The organism is Gordonia sp. AC31, from assembly GCF_031844505.1.
Taxonomy (GTDB): domain Bacteria; phylum Actinomycetota; class Actinomycetes; order Mycobacteriales; family Mycobacteriaceae; genus Gordonia; species Gordonia hongkongensis.
This window is the reverse complement of sequence record NZ_JAUZVK010000012.1, coordinates 109498-125622: the sequence shown is the minus strand read 5'-3', so window position 1 is coordinate 125622 and position 16125 is coordinate 109498. Positions and strand designations below refer to the sequence as shown.

At 69.1% G+C, this 16125-nt stretch carries 16 protein-coding genes and 1 pseudogene; 10 read left to right on the top strand and 7 right to left on the bottom strand.

Going from position 1 to position 16125, the window contains the following annotated elements; all coding sequences use genetic code 11:
- Positions 1–104: 104 nt before the first annotated feature.
- From Q9R39_RS15705 to Q9R39_RS15695, 3 genes are read left to right on the top strand one after another with little or no spacing between them, the layout of a single operon-like run.
- Positions 105–803, top strand: a complete 699-nt coding sequence (locus tag Q9R39_RS15705; protein WP_249145276.1) for a class I SAM-dependent methyltransferase — start codon at positions 105–107, stop codon at positions 801–803.
- Between the two features lie 10 nt (positions 804–813).
- The gene (locus tag Q9R39_RS15700; protein ID WP_058251416.1) at positions 814–1689 is read left to right on the top strand and encodes a carbon-nitrogen hydrolase family protein; all 876 of its coding nucleotides are present in this window, start codon (positions 814–816) and stop codon (positions 1687–1689) included.
- A complete protein-coding gene (locus Q9R39_RS15695) occupies positions 1686–2870 on the top strand; it encodes a DUF2993 domain-containing protein (protein ID WP_058251264.1) in 1185 nt (394 codons plus the stop codon). The genes Q9R39_RS15700 and Q9R39_RS15695 overlap by 4 nt, the downstream gene beginning before the upstream one ends.
- A gap of 13 nt (positions 2871–2883) precedes the next feature.
- Here the strand turns inward: Q9R39_RS15695 and Q9R39_RS15690 are convergent, their stop codons facing one another.
- Complete coding sequence (locus Q9R39_RS15690; protein ID WP_068970372.1) at positions 2884–3507, bottom strand: hypothetical protein; 624 nt, start codon at positions 3505–3507, stop codon at positions 2884–2886.
- 231 nt (positions 3508–3738) lie between these two features.
- On the opposite strand from Q9R39_RS15690, the gene Q9R39_RS15685 reads away from it, so the two are divergent.
- Positions 3739–3867, top strand: a complete 129-nt coding sequence (locus Q9R39_RS15685) for a hypothetical protein (protein ID WP_275892296.1) — start codon at positions 3739–3741, stop codon at positions 3865–3867.
- A gap of 523 nt (positions 3868–4390) precedes the next feature.
- On the opposite strand, the gene purU is transcribed toward Q9R39_RS15685, so the two are convergent.
- A complete protein-coding gene (gene purU / locus Q9R39_RS15680; protein ID WP_205333407.1) occupies positions 4391–5287 on the bottom strand; it encodes a formyltetrahydrofolate deformylase in 897 nt (298 codons plus the stop codon).
- Positions 5288–5314: 27 nt separating this feature from the next.
- Between purU and deoC the strand changes: the two genes are divergently transcribed.
- A complete protein-coding gene (gene deoC / locus Q9R39_RS15675; protein ID WP_189340044.1) occupies positions 5315–5992 on the top strand; it encodes a deoxyribose-phosphate aldolase in 678 nt (225 codons plus the stop codon).
- Positions 5993–6025: 33 nt separating this feature from the next.
- On the opposite strand, the gene Q9R39_RS15670 is transcribed toward deoC, so the two are convergent.
- Complete coding sequence (locus Q9R39_RS15670; protein ID WP_068970371.1) at positions 6026–7003, bottom strand: NAD(P)/FAD-dependent oxidoreductase; 978 nt, start codon at positions 7001–7003, stop codon at positions 6026–6028.
- Positions 7000–7893, bottom strand: coding sequence for a trans-aconitate 2-methyltransferase (locus Q9R39_RS15665; protein ID WP_165630615.1), 894 nt, complete (start codon positions 7891–7893; stop codon positions 7000–7002). The genes Q9R39_RS15670 and Q9R39_RS15665 overlap by 4 nt, the downstream gene beginning before the upstream one ends.
- 47 nt (positions 7894–7940) lie before the next feature.
- Here Q9R39_RS15665 and Q9R39_RS15660 point away from each other — a divergent pair, with 47 nt between their 5' ends.
- Positions 7941–8543: a helix-turn-helix domain-containing protein gene (locus Q9R39_RS15660; protein ID WP_078111689.1), complete on the top strand. Its 603-nt coding sequence runs from the start codon at positions 7941–7943 to the stop codon at positions 8541–8543.
- Between the two features lie 63 nt (positions 8544–8606).
- On the top strand, positions 8607–9863 hold the full coding sequence (locus tag Q9R39_RS15655; protein ID WP_068972262.1) for an Ig-like domain-containing protein: 1257 nt from the start codon (positions 8607–8609) through the stop codon (positions 9861–9863).
- Positions 9864–9866: 3 nt separating this feature from the next.
- Here the strand turns inward: Q9R39_RS15655 and Q9R39_RS15650 are convergent, their stop codons facing one another.
- The gene (locus Q9R39_RS15650; RefSeq protein WP_068972261.1) at positions 9867–10631 is read right to left on the bottom strand and encodes an SDR family NAD(P)-dependent oxidoreductase; all 765 of its coding nucleotides are present in this window, start codon (positions 10629–10631) and stop codon (positions 9867–9869) included.
- Between the two features lie 38 nt (positions 10632–10669).
- Here Q9R39_RS15650 and Q9R39_RS15645 point away from each other — a divergent pair, with 38 nt between their 5' ends.
- The 3 genes and pseudogenes from Q9R39_RS15645 (at position 10670) to Q9R39_RS15635 (ending at position 13822) form a co-directional block, all read left to right on the top strand.
- On the top strand, positions 10670–11797 hold the full coding sequence (locus Q9R39_RS15645) for an ROK family transcriptional regulator (protein ID WP_165630613.1): 1128 nt from the start codon (positions 10670–10672) through the stop codon (positions 11795–11797).
- Positions 11798–11855: 58 nt separating this feature from the next.
- Complete coding sequence (locus Q9R39_RS15640) at positions 11856–12665, top strand: transglutaminase family protein (RefSeq protein ID WP_078111686.1); 810 nt, start codon at positions 11856–11858, stop codon at positions 12663–12665.
- 4 nt (positions 12666–12669) lie between these two features.
- Positions 12670–13822 (top strand): annotated as a pseudogene (locus Q9R39_RS15635) (putative zinc-binding metallopeptidase).
- Here the strand turns inward: Q9R39_RS15635 and otsB are convergent.
- Positions 13819–14607 (bottom strand): trehalose-phosphatase, encoded by a 789-nt coding sequence (gene otsB, locus Q9R39_RS15630; RefSeq protein WP_311277747.1) that lies wholly within the window; start codon positions 14605–14607, stop codon positions 13819–13821. The pseudogene Q9R39_RS15635 and the gene otsB sit on opposite strands and share 4 nt — an antisense overlap.
- A complete protein-coding gene (locus Q9R39_RS15625) occupies positions 14604–16091 on the bottom strand; it encodes a trehalose-6-phosphate synthase (RefSeq protein WP_171011667.1) in 1488 nt (495 codons plus the stop codon). The genes otsB and Q9R39_RS15625 overlap by 4 nt, the downstream gene beginning before the upstream one ends.
- Positions 16092–16125: the final 34 nt, after the last annotated feature.

Below are 16125 nucleotides of genomic sequence, written 5' to 3'. Positions count from 1 at the left end.
CCGGCCGCCCGTCCGTCAGGTCCGAGCGCATCGAGCACAGACCGCAGGGCCGGGTCACCCGGGGCACGACGAACATCAACCGGCTCCGGCGGGTGGACAGGTGGATGGTCCACTCCCCGCGGGTGCGTGCCGCCCTGGACGTGCCCCGGCCGCTGGTCGTCGACCTCGGCTACGGTGCGCGTCCGGACACGACCGTCGAGATGGCCGAACGGCTCCGCGCGGTCGCCCCGGATCTGGAGATGGTCGGTCTCGAGATCGACCCCGCCCGCGTGGTCGAGCCCCGTGCCGGCGTGCGGTTCGGGCTCGGCGGCTTCGAGCTGGGCGGCCTGCGACCCCGGGTGGTGCGCGCGTTCAACGTGCTGCGTCAGTACGACGAGAACGAGGTCGACGACGCGTGGGCCCGGATCCGTGGTGCACTCTCGCCGGGCGGAGTGATCGTCGAGGGGACGTGCGACGAGATCGGCCGACGGTGCAGCTGGGTGCTGCTAGACGTCGACGGGCCGGTGAGCATGACCCTCAGCTGGGCGCCGGAGCATTCGGACCGTCCGTCGGACCTGGCCGAGCGTCTGCCCAAGGCGCTGATCCATCGCAACGTGCCGGGCGAGCGGATCCACACCCTGCTGACCCTGGCCGATCAGTGCTGGGACATCGCCGCGCCGTTGGCGCCGTACGGCCCGCGCGCCCGATGGGTGCATGCACTGGGTCTGCTGCGCGACCGTGGGGTCGACTGCGAGATGCCGCGGCGCCGCCTGTCCGACAACGTGCTCACGGTTCCGTGGGAGACCGTCGCACCGGCTGGATAGTGTGGCCGTCATGCGTGTCGCGATGGCCCAGATCAGTTCGACCGACGACCCCACCGCCAACCTCGAGACGGTGCGTGCGGTCACCGCGGACGCGGCGTCGCGCGGCGCCGAGCTCGTCGTCTTCCCGGAGGCCACGATGTGCCGGTTCGGGGTGCCGCTGAAGCCGGTCGCCGAGGATCTCGACGGTCCGTGGGCGCGCGGGGTGTCCGAGGTCGCCGCGGCGTCAGGGGTCACGGTGGTGGCCGGGATGTTCACGCCTGCCGGCGACGGCCGGGTCCGCAACACCGTCGTCGTCGCACACCCGGACGGGACACGCCGCGGGTACCACAAGATCCATCTCTACGACGCCTTCGGATTCACCGAGTCGAAGAACGTGGCCGCGGGAGCGGAGCCGCTGACCTTCGCGGTCGGCGACGTCACCGTCGGCGTGGCCACCTGCTACGACATCCGATTCCCCGCATTGTTCACCCACCTCGCACGGAAGGGCGCCCAGGTGATCGTGGTACCCACGTCGTGGGGTTCCGGACCGGGCAAACTCCGTCAGTGGGAGGTGCTGGCCTCGGCCCGAGCGCTGGACTCGACGACCTTCGTCGTGGCCGTCGACCAGGCGTTTCCCACCGACGACGCGGCCGCGTCGTCGAGCGCGCCGACCGGAATCGGACACAGCCAAATCACAGACCCATTCGGTACGTTGGTCGCCGCGTATCCGGATAGCATCCGGGTGGACGTGCACGACCTCGACCTAGCACTGGTCGAGAAAGCCCGTACGCAACTGGCAGTCCTCGCCAACGAGCGCCCACTGCCGGTCGGCGGCGAGACGGACAACGACGTGACGCCGGCCCACACGCGGCTCCGCGAGTCAGACGACCCAGGACGGAACCCATGAGCGACAGCAACACGCCCCGCCCCGATTCCTCATCCGGGGACCCCGCCGACGCAACCGGCAAGCACGATCCGAACACGAACAACCCCGGCGACCCCGATCCCGCGACCGGTGAGCCGACCTCGACGGGCCAGGGCGGCGAATGGCGTCCGGTGTCCGGCACCGAACAGGGCGAGCCGCCCGCGACCGAGCAGTTCGCGACCGAACCGATCGTCCCGGGAGCGCAGGCCTACTCGGCCATCCCGCCGTCCGATGCCGACACCGGTGCCATCGGCGGCGCCAAGCCCCCCACCTCGCAGTTCGCGCCCGGCGAAGACCCGTACGGGCCCGGGACGACCGCCTCGGGACCGATTCCGCCGGGATCGCCCGACGGCACCGGCAGCGGGCCGGTCCTCACCTCCCCGCGCAAGAAGCGGAGCACCCGCAAGATCGTCGCCTTCAGCGTCGTCGGTGTGCTGCTCCTCGCGGTCATCGCCGCGGTCGGCAGCGAGCTGTACCTGCGCAACAAGGTCACCAACTGTCTCGAGGAATCCTTCAGCGGGCTGACCGGCGTGCCGACCGAGGTGTCGCTCAGCCGTAAGCCGATCCTCCTGCAGGGCAGCGGCGACATCCCGTTCGTACAGGTCGACACCGATGACAGTGCCGGGGGCGTCCGTCTGCACATGCGTGCCGACGGCATCTCGGGCACCGAGAACTCCACCGACATCCAGAGTCTCGACGGCACGGGTTTCATCCCCTACGAGCGGATCGTCGAACTCAGCAAGGAGCAGGCCGGGGCGTCCGGTCAGAGCACCGGCACTCCGACCGGGGGCGTCGGCGCGGTCGAGCAGATCACCGGCAATGCGGCCGATGGCACCTTCGAGGTGCAGGCAGCGTTCCCGGTCATGGTCTTCCAGGTGCCGGTGTCGGCGACCATCAAACCGGTGCTGAACGACGGGCGGGTCGACTTCGAGGTCGTGAAGGCCAGCGCCCTGGTCTTCGGCATCCCGCCGGATTTCGCGCAGCAGATCGTCGACCAGATCACGACGTCGTCGCTCGGCCCGTTCTTCGACGAGGTGCAGGTCGACTCGCTCGAGGTGACCGACAGCGGGCTCGAGTTCGCCATCAGCGGTTCGGACGTGCAGCTGACCAGTGAGATGACCGGCACGTCGTCGCAGAGCCAGTCGGGCGGTTGCTCGGTCTGACCGGGACTGGGACTCAGACCGCCGGCGGCGGGTCGACGGTCAGGAACCAGACCGTCGGTCCGTCGGTCAGCGTGAACTCTTCGTAGACCCGGCCGCCCCACTTCCGTGCGTACACGTCGACCATGTGGGCGTCGGCCGTGCTGGCGGTGACCGGCGACCCCGCGCCGAGGGCCTCCTGCAGGACGGGTTCGAGCATCGCCGCGAGAGTGCCGTTCCTTCGATGGGCCGGGTGGACGAGCGCGAACACGATGCTGTGCGCGGAATCGATCGCGAGCGCACGCGATTTCTCCTGGAGTTCACGGAATCGTGGAATCAAACCATCCAGGGCGGTCACGAAATGGCGTGTACGGTTCGCCAGTTCGTCGTCGACCGGTTGGGTCCGATGATCGGGGCCCGCCACCGCGATCAGTCCGGTCAATTCCCCGGTGGTGGCGAACAGGCCCCGCAGGCCCGGTAGGAGATCGGTGAAGAGGACGTCGCCATACCACCGGAACACTTCGGGCGGGGAGTTCTCGCCCAGGAGCCATCGATAGACCGGGACCTCCTGCATTCCCGCCGCGAGAAGGTCGAGCGCGGGCGGGCGGTCGGCGGCCGTCAACGACCGTGATCGAGTCCCGGTCGCGTGAATGCTGACCATTGTTCCATGCCACCATGAAATCCCCGCGAATGTTTCCGGTCGGGTGTATTCCGCGGTCGATGGCACGAGATTCATGTGTTGTTTAGAACGGCATTTGAGAACCCAAACCAAGAATTATTCATATCGCAGGACGATTCCGTGATCGGTCTGTAACGTCGCCCCCGAGTCGTGTGACCAGGTGAGACGCGCGACCGACACTCAGGCATCTCACCATCATCAGAGGAGACGGATATGGCAGGCATAGTCGAGGGCGGTCTCGCGGGTGCGATCGGAGGCGCGGTCGAGGCGATCATCGGCGGGCTCGGTGACGCGGGTTCGATCGGCGGCGGTTCGCTCGATGGCAGCGATTCGGAGACCTGAATCGACCCGACTCACCACCGGTTCAGCAGTTGATGGCCCCGACGGCATCAACTGCTGAACTGTTTCTGGGCCGAGTCAGTATTTGACGCAGGCGTCCGGACGTTGCATTTTCGATGCATTACACGGGTGATCACATTCGATTTCCGATGATTTCAATTCGGGCAACGTTGCGCTTTCAGCAGGGAAAACGCTGTTTCCGTGGGTCCGATTGTTGCGATATGCGAAAGCTGGTTTCGCTGATAGGGGAGACATTCCCGAAATGAATATGTAACGTCGGCGTCGAGCCGACGCACGGGTGAGAGCGGACGGTGATCAACGAACAATCTCACCGATGACGAAGGGAGCAGATATGTCTGACGCAATCGAGGGTGGCATCTCCGGCGCTATCGAGGAGATCATCGGCAACCTGGTCACCGGTTCGCTCGGTGGCGACGATGGCGGAACCGTCGAGTAGTCGCCTACGACACAGACTTCACACCGCCCCGCGACGCCACGTCGCGGGGCGGTGTGCTGTGTAGGGACCTCAGGTGAAGACGACGGTCTTGCGCCCGTGGACCAGTACGCGGTCCTCGAGATGCCAGCGCAGACCGCGGGAAAGCACCAGGGCCTCGATGTCGCGACCCTGTCGGACCATGTCGGCGACCGAGTCGCTGTGGTCGACGCGGATGACGTCCTGTTCGATGATCGGACCGGCGTCGAGGTCGGCGGTGACGTAGTGGCAGGTGGCGCCGATCAGTTTCACACCGCGCGCGAAGGCCTGATGATAGGGCCGGGCGCCGATGAAGCTGGGCAGGAAGCTGTGGTGGATGTTGATGGCCCGCCCGGCCCACGCATCGCACAGCTGCGGCGGCAGGATCTGCATGAAGCGCGCGAGCACCACGGCGTCGGGGTCATAACCCTCGACGATCCGCCCCAGCTCGCCGAAGGCCTCGGCCTTGCGCTCGCTCGCGAACGGAACATGGTGGAACGGGATACCGAACCGAGTGGCCAGGTCTTCCAGCTCGCGGTGGTTGCCGACGACCGCCCGGATGGCCGCCGGCAGTTCTCCACGATGTGCACGTCCGAGCAGGTCGATGAGGCAGTGGGTCTCCTTGCTCACCAGGAGGACCACGGACTTCGTCTCTCGCGAATCGGTGAGGCGCCACTCCGTTTCGGGTCCGAGTTCGGCGGCCACCTCCGACGCGAAGCGCGCGCGCAGTTCGTCCGCGGTCGACGACACCGAATCCGCGCGGATGGCCTGGCGGGTGAAGAACCACCCGGTCTCCTCGTCGGAGTGATAGGCCGCCTCGGTGATCCAGCCCCCGACATCGGTGAGGAAGGTCGAGATCCGCGCCACGATGCCGGTGCGGTCGGGGCAGCCGAGCGTCAGCACGTAGCGGCGCTCGGTCTGGTCTGTCGGGATCGTCTGTGCGGGGGCCACGACAGTCAGTGTGCCAAGCTCGTCGGTGTGACGAACAAGGACCTGCGACGCGGCGACGTCGCCGCCATCATCGACCACACCTTGCTCAAACCCGAGGCGACCCGGGCCGACGCGGAGGCCACGGTCGCCGAGGCCGCACGACTCGGGGTGCTCGCCGTCTGCCTCTCGCCGTCGATGTTGCCGATCGACACCGGGGAACTGCGGACCTGTGTCGTGGCCGGGTTCCCGTCAGGGAAACACCACTCGCTGGTCAAGGCGGCCGAGGCGCGTCTGGCCGTCGACTCCGGGGCCGACGAGATCGACATGGTGATCGATGTGGGTGCGGCCGTCGACGGCCGGTTCGACGAGGTGTTCGCCGACGTCCTGACCGTCCGGGAGGCCGTCGGCGACGACACCCTCCTGAAGGTGATCATCGAATCGGCCGCGCTGCTGCAGTTCGCCGGGCCTGACACCGTCACCGAGGTGTGCCGCCGCGCCGAGCGGGCCGGTGCGTCGATGGTGAAGACGTCGACCGGGTTCCATCCGGCGGGCGGCGCGAGCGTCGAGGCGGTGCAACTGATGCGCGCCGCGGTGAGCGACCGGGTGGGAGTCAAGGCGAGCGGTGGCATCCGGACCGCCGAGGCGGCCGCTGAGCTCATCGCCGGGGGGGCGACCCGGCTCGGGCTGTCCGCGTCGGCCGCCGTGCTCGACGGATTCCCCGAGTAGGCGGCCGGCCGCGGATCTGCGGACCGGCATCGGTCACGCCAGGGCGGAGACCTTGGCGTCGAGGTCGGCCATGACCAGGCTGGCGTTGACCGCGGCACCGGCGGACACGCCCTCGCCCATGGCGACGGTCACCATCGCATGCACGGTGGTGGTGTTGCCCACTGCCCACACGCCCGGCAACGCGGTCTCGCCCATCGGGCCGGTCCCGACCAACCCGCCCATCGGGCCGTCGTCGAGGGTGCCGCCGAGTCGCTCGTAGAGGTCGCCGCGGACGATGAATCGCGGCGAGACGACCACCGCGTCGGCCTCGACCACGGTGCCGTCGGTCAGGAGCACGCCGTCGAGGTGGGCAGAACCGTTCTCCGCGCGCGTCCGGACGCGCTCGACGCGGGCGTCGACGATGTCGATGCCGACCGCGGCGAAGTGCGACCGGTCGTCGTCCGACAGGGCGTCGGGATCGTGCGCGACCACGGTCACCCGGTCGCTGAGCTGGCGGAACATCAGTGCCTGATGCGCCGACATCGGGCTCGTCGCGATCTGCACGATGCGTGTTCCGCGGACCTCGTAGCCGTGGCAGTACGGGCAGTGCAGCACATCGTGTCCCCACAACTCCGCGACGCCGGGGAGGTCGGGGAGTTCGTCGACCAGGCCGGTCGCCAGGATGAGGCGACGGGCCGCGACGACCTCGCCGGAGGACAGACGCAGGGTGAAGTCGTCGACGGTGCCGGCCGCGTCGGCGACTGTGCCGGAACGGATCTCGGCGCCGTATCCCGTCGCCTCCGCCCGGCCGCGGGCGAGTAGCTCCAGGGGTGCGATCCCGTCCTGCCCCAGCACATTGTGGGCGCCGGCCGCCGGTGCGTTGCGCGGTTGCCCCGCGTCGATGACCACGACCTTGCGCAGTGATCGCGCGAGGACGGTCGCGGCGCTGAGTCCGGCAGCTCCGCCGCCGACGATGGCCACGTCGTATTCGGTTGTGGGGAAATCTTTTCGGGCGGATGAGGAGTTGGTCATCGTTGCTCGCTCTCGGGGGTGGGAATGGGGGAGGTGCGCGGCCGGGCGATCCAGAGGAGTCGTCCGGCGGCGAGGGTCAGGTCATCGAGACGATTCCGCGCGTCTGCCTCGGTCAAGTCGTCGAGCAGGGCGAGGTCGGCGGGATCGAGGGTGTCGGCCAAGCGATGCCGGAACTGGGCGAACCAGTGCCGGGCGTACCGCGCGACCGACTGGCTCGGGTCGCTGCGCCGGACGTGGACGGTCTCCGCGCGGAGTACCTCGTAGTCGACGTCGTGAAACGCGTCGGTCCAGTCCACGAGCGCCTCCCACCCGGCCCCGGCGGCCGCGGTCTGGCAGCGGTCCTGCAGCCCGAGCAGTTCGGCGTCCTCGTGGGCGGGGACGAAACGCGGGACGCCCGCCATCTCGGTGATCACGACGATGCCCTCCGGTCCGAGCGAGGTCGCGGCCTCCCGCAACAGGCGCCGCGGATCGGCGACGTGATGCAGCGACATCGCCGCCCACACGACGTCGGGCGTTCCGAGCGGCGGCAGTCCGTCGTCGAGATCGGCGACGACGGCGGTCACCCGATCGTCGAAACCGCCCTCCCGTGCGCGTCGTTCGACGAGCGCGACCATGTCGGACGACCCGTCCACCGCCAGGATCGAGGCGTGCGGGAAGCGGCGGGCGAGTGCCTCGGTGCCGGTCCCGGTCCCCGCCCCGAGATCGGCGATTCGCGCGGGTACGCGCCCCAGGACCTCGGCGACGAGGCGGGCGGCGTCCTCGAGGTAGTCGGCCATGAGCTCGGCGTCGAGGTCGAGGACCGCGGCGAGCCGGGCGTGGTTGTGGTGGTCGGTGTGGTTCGGGTGCTCGTGATGTCCGGCGGTCGGATGGGGATGGTGCGTGCTGGTCATGACCCCACGGTAGCGCCGCCATGCCCGGATGGCATAGCATCTTGCCAATGACGCAAGAACTCGACGCGGTCGTCCGCCAGCGCATCCGCGGCCTCCGCATCGCCAGGGGCTGGACGCTCGACGCGCTCGCCGCCCGGTGCTATCTGTCGCCGTCCACACTGAGTCGGATCGAGACCGGGCATCGGCGGGTGGCGCTCGACCAGCTCGTACCGATCGCCCGCGCGCTGGGCACGACCCTGGATCAGCTGGTCGAACCCGCGGACGACACCGATGTCGTGATCCGGCCCCAGCCGCACACGGTGGAGGGCATGACGATGTGGCTGCTCTCGCGGGAGAACGCCCCACAGGGTGTCACCGTGGCGAAGATGCGGTTCGACCGCGAGCAACCCGTCGGTGACCTGCGCGTCCATCCGGGCTACGAGTGGTTCACGGTGCTGTCGGGAACCGTGAGGCTGTGGCTGGGCGACCGTACGATCCTCGTGCCCGAAGGTGACGCCGCGGAGTTCTCGACGATGATCCCGCACGCCATCTGCGCGTATCAGGGCCCGGCGGAGGTGCTGTCGATGATGGACCACGCCGGCGAGCGCGCGCACCTGCCGTCCGTGCGAACCGGACGCGCGGCCCGCGACGACGACGCCCCGGACGCCTGACCACCTGCCCCGCGGCCGCACACCACCGATGCGAGGCGGCGCATCGGTACTGTTGTTGCGGTGATGACTCCCCAGACCTCGGTGAACCGACGCTCCGTGCTCGCCGCGGCCGGGGTCGGAGCGCTCGGGGTCGCGGTGGCGGCCTGCTCCGGCTCCGGCCTCGGCCCCGGAGACGACACACCGGCCGACCCGCCGGTCACCCTGACTTTCACCCCGGCCCTCGATGCCGAGCCGGCCACCCCGACCGCCGAGTTCTCGGTCAAGGCGACCGACGGTTCCCTCAACCCCGACGTGAAGCTGACCAACCCGCGCGGCGTCGTGGTGAAGGGTCAGTTGTCGGAGGACCGGACGACCTACACGATCGGCGAGCCCCTCGGTTACGGCACCGAATACACCTGGAGCGGAACGGCGGTGGGTCTCGATCGCAAGGTCGTGCCGGTCGCCGGGACGTTCACCACGCTGCAGCCGTCGAGTCAGGTGAACGTCGTCGTGAACATCGGCGACGGTCAGGAGGTCGGCATCGCGGCGCCGATCATCCTGAAGTTCAACGGGACGGTCGAGGACAAGGAGGCCGTGGAGCGGGCGCTGACCGTCACCACCACACCACCCACCGAGGGGTCGTGGGCGTGGCTCGGCGAGGACAACGGCTCCCGCGTGCACTGGCGCCCCCGCGAGTACTACGCACCCGGCACGAAGGTCAGCATGGCAGCCAAGCTGTACGGCCTCGACCACGGCGGCGGCGCGTACGGCGCGGCCGACGTGACCAGCGACTTCGCCATCGGGCGGGCCCAGGTGGTGAAGGCCGAGGAGTCCTCGCACCGGATCGTGGTGCTCCGCGACGGTGTCGAACTCATGGCGCTGCCGTGCAGCTACGGCGGCGGCGACCTCGACCGGAACGTCACGCGCTCGGGCATCCACGTGGTCACCGAGAAGTACGAAGAGTTCTTCATGAGCAACCCGGCCGCGGGTTACTTCAACATCCGCGAACGCTGGGCCGTGCGGATCTCCAACAACGGCGAGTTCATCCACGCGAACCCGGCGACCGTGAACGTGCAGGGATCGGCGAACGTCACCAACGGATGCATCAACCTGTCGGAGGCCGACGCCGAACGCTACTTCCGGGTCGCGGTCTACGGCGACCCGGTGGAGGTGACCGGGACGCGGATCGCGTTGTCGGAGGCCGACGGCGACATCTACGACTGGATCTACGACTGGGAGACCTGGCAGGGCATGTCGGCCATCAAGGGCGAGGTCCGCGAGACCTCGGTCCCGGCCACGCCCAGCGGGGCGCCCACCTCGAACGCCCCGGCCCCGCGCTAGCCGTTAGCCGGTCTTGATGTTCCGCCGGGCCGAGGCCTGATCGCGCGGCTTGAGGATGATCTGGTCCAGGTTGACGTGCGGCGGCCGGGACGCGACGAACCCGATGACCTCGGCCACGTCCTCGGCGACGAGCGGTGTCAGGCCCTCGTAGACCTTGTCGGCGCGTTCCTGGTCGCCCTCGAAGCGGACGAGGGAGAAGTCGGTCTCGACCATGCCCGGCGCGATCTCGGTGAGCCGGACCGGCTTCCCGAGGAGTTCATAGCGCAGGGTCCGGTGGGTGACACCCTGCGCGTGCTTCGCCGAGGTGTACCCGGCGCCGTTGTCGTAGGCCTCGAACGCCGCGATCGAGGTGACGGAGACGATCAGGCCGTCACCCGAGGCGATGAGTGCGGGGAGCAACGCCTTGGTGACCCGCAGGCTCCCCAGCACGTTGGTCTCCCACATCCAGCGCCAGTCGTCGAGGTCGGCGGTTGACACCGGGTCGAGACCCTTGGCGCCACCGGCGTTGTTCACCAGCACGTGCACCGTGTCGAGGCCGTCGACGAAGGCGGCCACGGACTGCTCGTCGGTGACGTCGAGTTGTCTTCCGGTGCCGCCGATCTCGTCGGCCAGCGCGGTCACCCGATCGACCCGGCGCGCCCCCAGCACCACGTGGAAGCCCTGCGAGGCGAGCTGCCGCGCGGTGGCCGCGCCGATCCCCGAACTCGCGCCGGTGACCACGGCGATCGGTCGGTTGTCCTTCGACTGGGAGGCGGTGTCGGTGCTCATGGGGTCAACCTTACGGACCGCGCTGCTACATTCGTCGCATGCGTGGGGGAGTGATCCCGGCGGCGCTGCAACTGACCTCCACCCCGGCGGCGGCGGTACTGCACGCGATCCGGGTCGGCGGACCGGTGACGCGGGATCAGCTCGCCGCGACGACGGGTCTGTCGCCGGCCACGATCAACCGCCAGGTGCACGCGCTGGCCGCTCACGGTCTGGTCGTCGAACGCCCCGATCTCGCCGGGCCGAAAGCGATTGGCCGGCCCAAGAATCCGCTGACCATCGACCGCGACTCGCTGTGCGTCGCGGGTATGCACATCGGTGCCCGCCGGACCGTGCTCGTCATCGCCGACCTCGGCGGCCGCACACTGCACAGTCACGCTGTCCTGACGCCGACCGGCGATCAGGAGGACGCGCTCGCGCACCTCAGCGGACTGCTCGCCGAACTCGCCGCCCGGTTCAGCGGGCGGCGGGTGCTGTGGGGAGGTGTCGCGGTCGGTGGCGCGGTCGACGCCGAGACCGGGGTGGTGAACCACCGGGTCCTGGGCTGGCATCAACTCGCCGTGGGCGCAACACTTGCCGGGCGCCTCGACACACCGGTATCGGTCTGTGAGCACGTCGAGGCGATGGCGGCGGCGGAACTGCTCCTGTCCCACCCGCGCGACGACGGGGGCTCCGGGTTGTTCTTCTACGCCCGCGAAACCGCGGGAATGGCAATGACTCTCGACGGCCGGATACATGTACCCGAACGCGGGGCCGGCACCATCGCGCACCTGCCGGTCACGGCTCCGGTGCTCGCCCCCGGTCTCACCCGGGTCCGGTTGCAGAACGTCATCGGCAACGACGCCGCGGAGGCCGCGGCGCGTCGGCTGGGGATCAGCCCCACGGCCGCCCGGATCGTCGACGAACGGGCCCGCGTGCTCGGCGAATCGGTCGCGCTCATCCGGGATGTGATCAACCCCGATGCCATCGTCGTGGCCGGTGATGCCTTCGCCGCACACCCGCACGGGCTCGCGCCGGTGCAGGCGGCCTTCGACGAGGCGACCACCCTGACCTGGCCGCTGGAGATCGCGCCGTCGAGATTCGGTGTGCGCGTGCAGGAGAGCGCAGCGGTGGTGGTGGCGCTCAGCGTCATCTACGCGGATCCGATCGCGGCGATGGCGACGCTGTAGACAGGCCGTCGGCCCGCCTGCCGCTGCCGTCCGCGCCGGTATCCCCTACGGTGTGTCCATGACGCTGCCCCGCGATGTGTCCGCACGGCTCGAGCTGCGGGTCGACGACCCCACCGAACTGGAGATGCAGATCACCGTCGCCCGATTGCCCGGCCTCCAGTTGGAGGAAGAACTCAAGGTCGAGTTCGACGGCCAGTGGGTGACGCCGGAAGAGATCATCGGTCCGCACGGTTCCCGGATTCACCGGCTCCAGCTGGAGCGGGGTGTCCTGAACATCGACTACTGGGCGTCGGTCCTCACCCCGGCCGATCCGCTGCCCGTCGACATCACCGACCGCTCGACCTATCTGCGCCCGAGTCGATATGCCGAGTGCGACAAGTTCTTCGGCTTCGCCGCGGGACAGTTCGACGCGTCGCTGCCCGACGGGGAGATCCTGACCCAGGTCGCGGAGTACGTGTCGGACCGGCTCAGCTACATCCCCGGGACTTCCGACCCCATCGACGGCGCCGCCGACACCCTGCTCGCCGGTGCCGGGGTCTGCCGCGACTACGCGCATCTCGTCGTCGCGCTGCTGCGGGCCCTGAACATCCCGGCCCGCCTCGTCGCGGTGTACGCCCCAGGGTGTTCGCCGATGGATTTCCACGCCGTCGCCGAGGCGATCGTCGACGGTGAGTGGGTGGTGGTCGACGCGACCGGGCTCGCCCCACGTCAGAGCCTCGTGCGGATCTCGACCGGCCGCGATGCCGCCGACACCGCGTTCCTCGACAACCATCGCGGGTCGATCAACCTCAACTCCTACGAGGTGACGGCGACGGTGCGCGGCGAGCTTCCGATCGACGACGGGAATGCGCGCGTCCGGATAGGGTGAGCGCGTGCATGCGCTCACCTGTCCGGTCTGCAATGCGTTGTCGGGCTTCGATCGTCAGACCTGCCCGAACTGTGCGACGACCGTGGGCGTGCACCTGCCGTCGCGGTCGCTGTACGCGGTCGGGCCGGAGGGGGTCGAGATCGACGCCGGCGCCGGGAGCGGAGCGAGCGGGCCGAGTGAGAAGCGCCTGTGGGTGTGGTGTGCGAATCGTGATCGGACGCAATGCAACTGGTTTGACGCTCGCCGAGGTCGCCGAGGACAGCATCGGCCTGCGGGGTCGGTGTTTCCCCGAGTCGTTGATCCGGCGTCAGCCCGACGCCGAGGACACGCTCGCGCTCGAGAAGCTCGCGCCGGCATCGTTCGACCTGCGGCTGCTGGTGTACCAACTCGTCGATCTGGGTCTGCCGGTGGAGCCGTTCTGGCGCACCGAGGGCGGCCTGGCCTTCGACCTGTTGTCGAGTCAGACCCTCGGCCGGCCGGTGATGATCGGGCACGCGGGCGGGGTGGTGACCATCGACCTCGCCGAGACCCAGGACGCCTATCGGGAGCGCCTGCGGGTCGACCTCGGCGAGCAGTACCGCACCATGCTCGGTCACTTCCGGCACGAGACCGGGCACTACTACGAACACGTCCTCGTCGAGACCGGCCCGGGTGCGGAACGCTACCTCGACCGGTGCCGGGACCTGTTCGGCGACGAACGCGCGAGCTACGCCGACGCGATCAACCGCCACTATCGGTTCGGGGCACCGGAGAACTGGCGGGAGTCGTACATCTCCGAGTACGCCACGATGCATCCGTGGGAGGACTTCGCGGAGTGCTTCGCGCACTACCTCCACATCACCGGGACCATCGACACCGCCCGGGAATCCGGGCTGAATCTCGACGCGCAGCAGGTCCGGTTCACCATGGACCGTGACATCGTGCCGCTCCGGTGGTACGCCGACGAGCCGATCGAACGGCTGCTGTACGACTGGAAGTGGTTGTCGCTCATGCTGAACCGGGTGAACGTGGCCATGGGACGCCGCCCGCTCTATCCGTTCACGATCCCCGAGCCCGTCGTGCGCAAGCTCGGCTTCGTGCACGAGGTGATCCGGGAGAGCGCGCGGCGGGCGGTGACGACGGACCCGCTCGTCGTCGCACCCGCCCAGCCGGCCTAGCGAGCCGAGGCCGTCCGCGCCCGCTGCTCGGCCACGAACGCGAGAACCGTTGCCACATCGTCGGTGTCGGCGATGCGATAGTCGGCGGCGGTGTCACCTTCGCCGACCTTGATGCCGATGTCACCGGTCTGTGGACGCAGGTGCGCGAAGGCCTTCTCGTCCGTGACGTCGTCGCCGAGATAGATGACCGCGTCGGCGCCGACGGCCGCGCGCAGGGTGTCGAGCGCGTGGCCCTTGCTGGTCTCGATCACTGCGAGTTCGAGAACGGCCTTGCCCTCGGTGGTGTGCACCCCCGGCCAGGAGGCCGGACCGGTGCGGGCGCGATCGAGCGCGGCGACGGCGTCGGACGCCGACGCGTTGCGCACGTGCAGCACCGTGCTCGCCGGTTTGACCTCGACCGTACTGCCCGGGAATTCCGCTGCGATGGAACGCAACTCGTCGATCAGTCGGGTCAACAGTGCGCGCGCTTCGTCGGTGACCTCGACCGCGAACCCGGACTCGAACTCACTGCCGTGACTACCGACCAGCACGACCGGGGCAGTGAGGCCGGACAGTTCCGCGAGCACGGCCCGTTCGCGGCCGGACACCACGGCGACGACGGTGTCGGGAAGTGCCGCGGCGGCGACGAGAGCGTCGATCGACGCGGGCTCGGGGACGGCGTCCTCGGGACGCGCGACGATCGGCGAGACACATCCGTCGTAATCGCTGGCCACGAGCAGCACCCCCACGCCGGCGGCCCGGACCAGCGCGTCGGCGAGTTCGGCGGGAATCCCGGTGTGGCTCACTCGGGCTCGTCCACCAGATGAACACCCCGGTTGGGCGACAGTTCGGTGTCGGAGTCGGCACCGAGGGTGCCGAGGAAGCTCTCCGCCCACTTCGCGACGTCGTGTGCGAGGACCTGCCTGCGTAGCGCGCGCATCCGCCGCCTGCCCTCGTGTTCGCTCTGTTCGGCCGCGGCCTCGATCGCGTCCTTGACGCCGTCGAGGTCGTACGGGTTGGCCTGGTAGGCCGAACGCAGTTCGGCTGCCGCGCCGGTGAACTCGCTGAGGACGAGCGCGCCGCCCAGGTCACCCCGGCAGGCCACGTACTCCTTGGCGACCAGGTTCATGCCGTCACGCAGAGGCGTGACCAGCATGACGTCGGCCGCGACGAAGAAGGCGACGAGTTCCTCACGCGGCACCGGACGGTGCAGGTACTGCACGACCGGCTGGCCCACGCTCGCGTAGGTGCCGTTGATGTTCCCGACGAGTTGCTCGATACCGGCGCGCATCTGCTTGTAGCTCTCGACGCGCTCACGGCTGGGCGTCGCGAGCTGCAGCATGACCGTGTCGGCGGGATCGAGTCGCTCCTCGGCCAGCAACTCGGAGATGGCCTTGAGCCGGACGTCGATGCCCTTGGTGTAGTCGAGCCGGTCGACGCCGAGCATGATCGTCTTCGGATTGCCCAGCTCACGGCGGATCTCGGCGGCGCGCTCCCGGATCTTGCGGGTCTTGGACAGCGCGTCGAGCTCCCCGGAGTCGATCGAGATGGGGAACGCGCCGACGCGCACGGTGCGGAATCCGACCTGCACCACGCCGAAGCGCGACCGCACCCCGACGGTGCCCTTGCTGGTGGCCTGCCCGGCGAGGCGTCGGGCGAGGAAGAGGAAGTTCTGTGCGCCACCCGGCAGGTGGAAGCCGATGAGATCGGCGCCGAGCAGGCCTTCGACGATCTCGGTCCGCCACGGCATCTGCATGAACAGCTCGACCGGCGGGAACGGGATGTGAAGGAAGAAGCCGATCTTGACGTCGGGCCGCAGCATGCGCAGCATCTTCGGCACCAGTTGGAGCTGGTAGTCCTGCACCCAGACCACGGCCCCCTCGCCCGCGGCTCGCGACGCCGCCTCGGCGAAGCGCCGGTTCACCTCGACGTAGGTGTTCCACCACTCGCGGTGGTACTCGGGCTTGACGATGACGTCGTGGTAGAGCGGCCACAGGGTGGCGTTGGAGAAGCCCTCGTAGTACTCGGCGATCTCTTGCGCCGACAGCGGGACCGCGTGGATGTCGATGCCCTCGATGTCGGGGTTGTCATCGGAGTCGGGGATGCCCGACCAGCCGACCCAGGCCCCGGTGTTGGCGCGCAGGATCGGCTCGAGCGCGGTCACGAGTCCGCCCGGACTCTGCTTCCAGTTGACCGTGCCGTCGGGAAGGACCTCTTTGTCGACGGGCAGGCGGTTCGCGACGACCACGAACTCGGCCCCGTCATGGGTGGACCGGTCGGTGCCGGTCACTCCGCCGGTGTCGGGGTTGGTTTCTCCTGCGCGC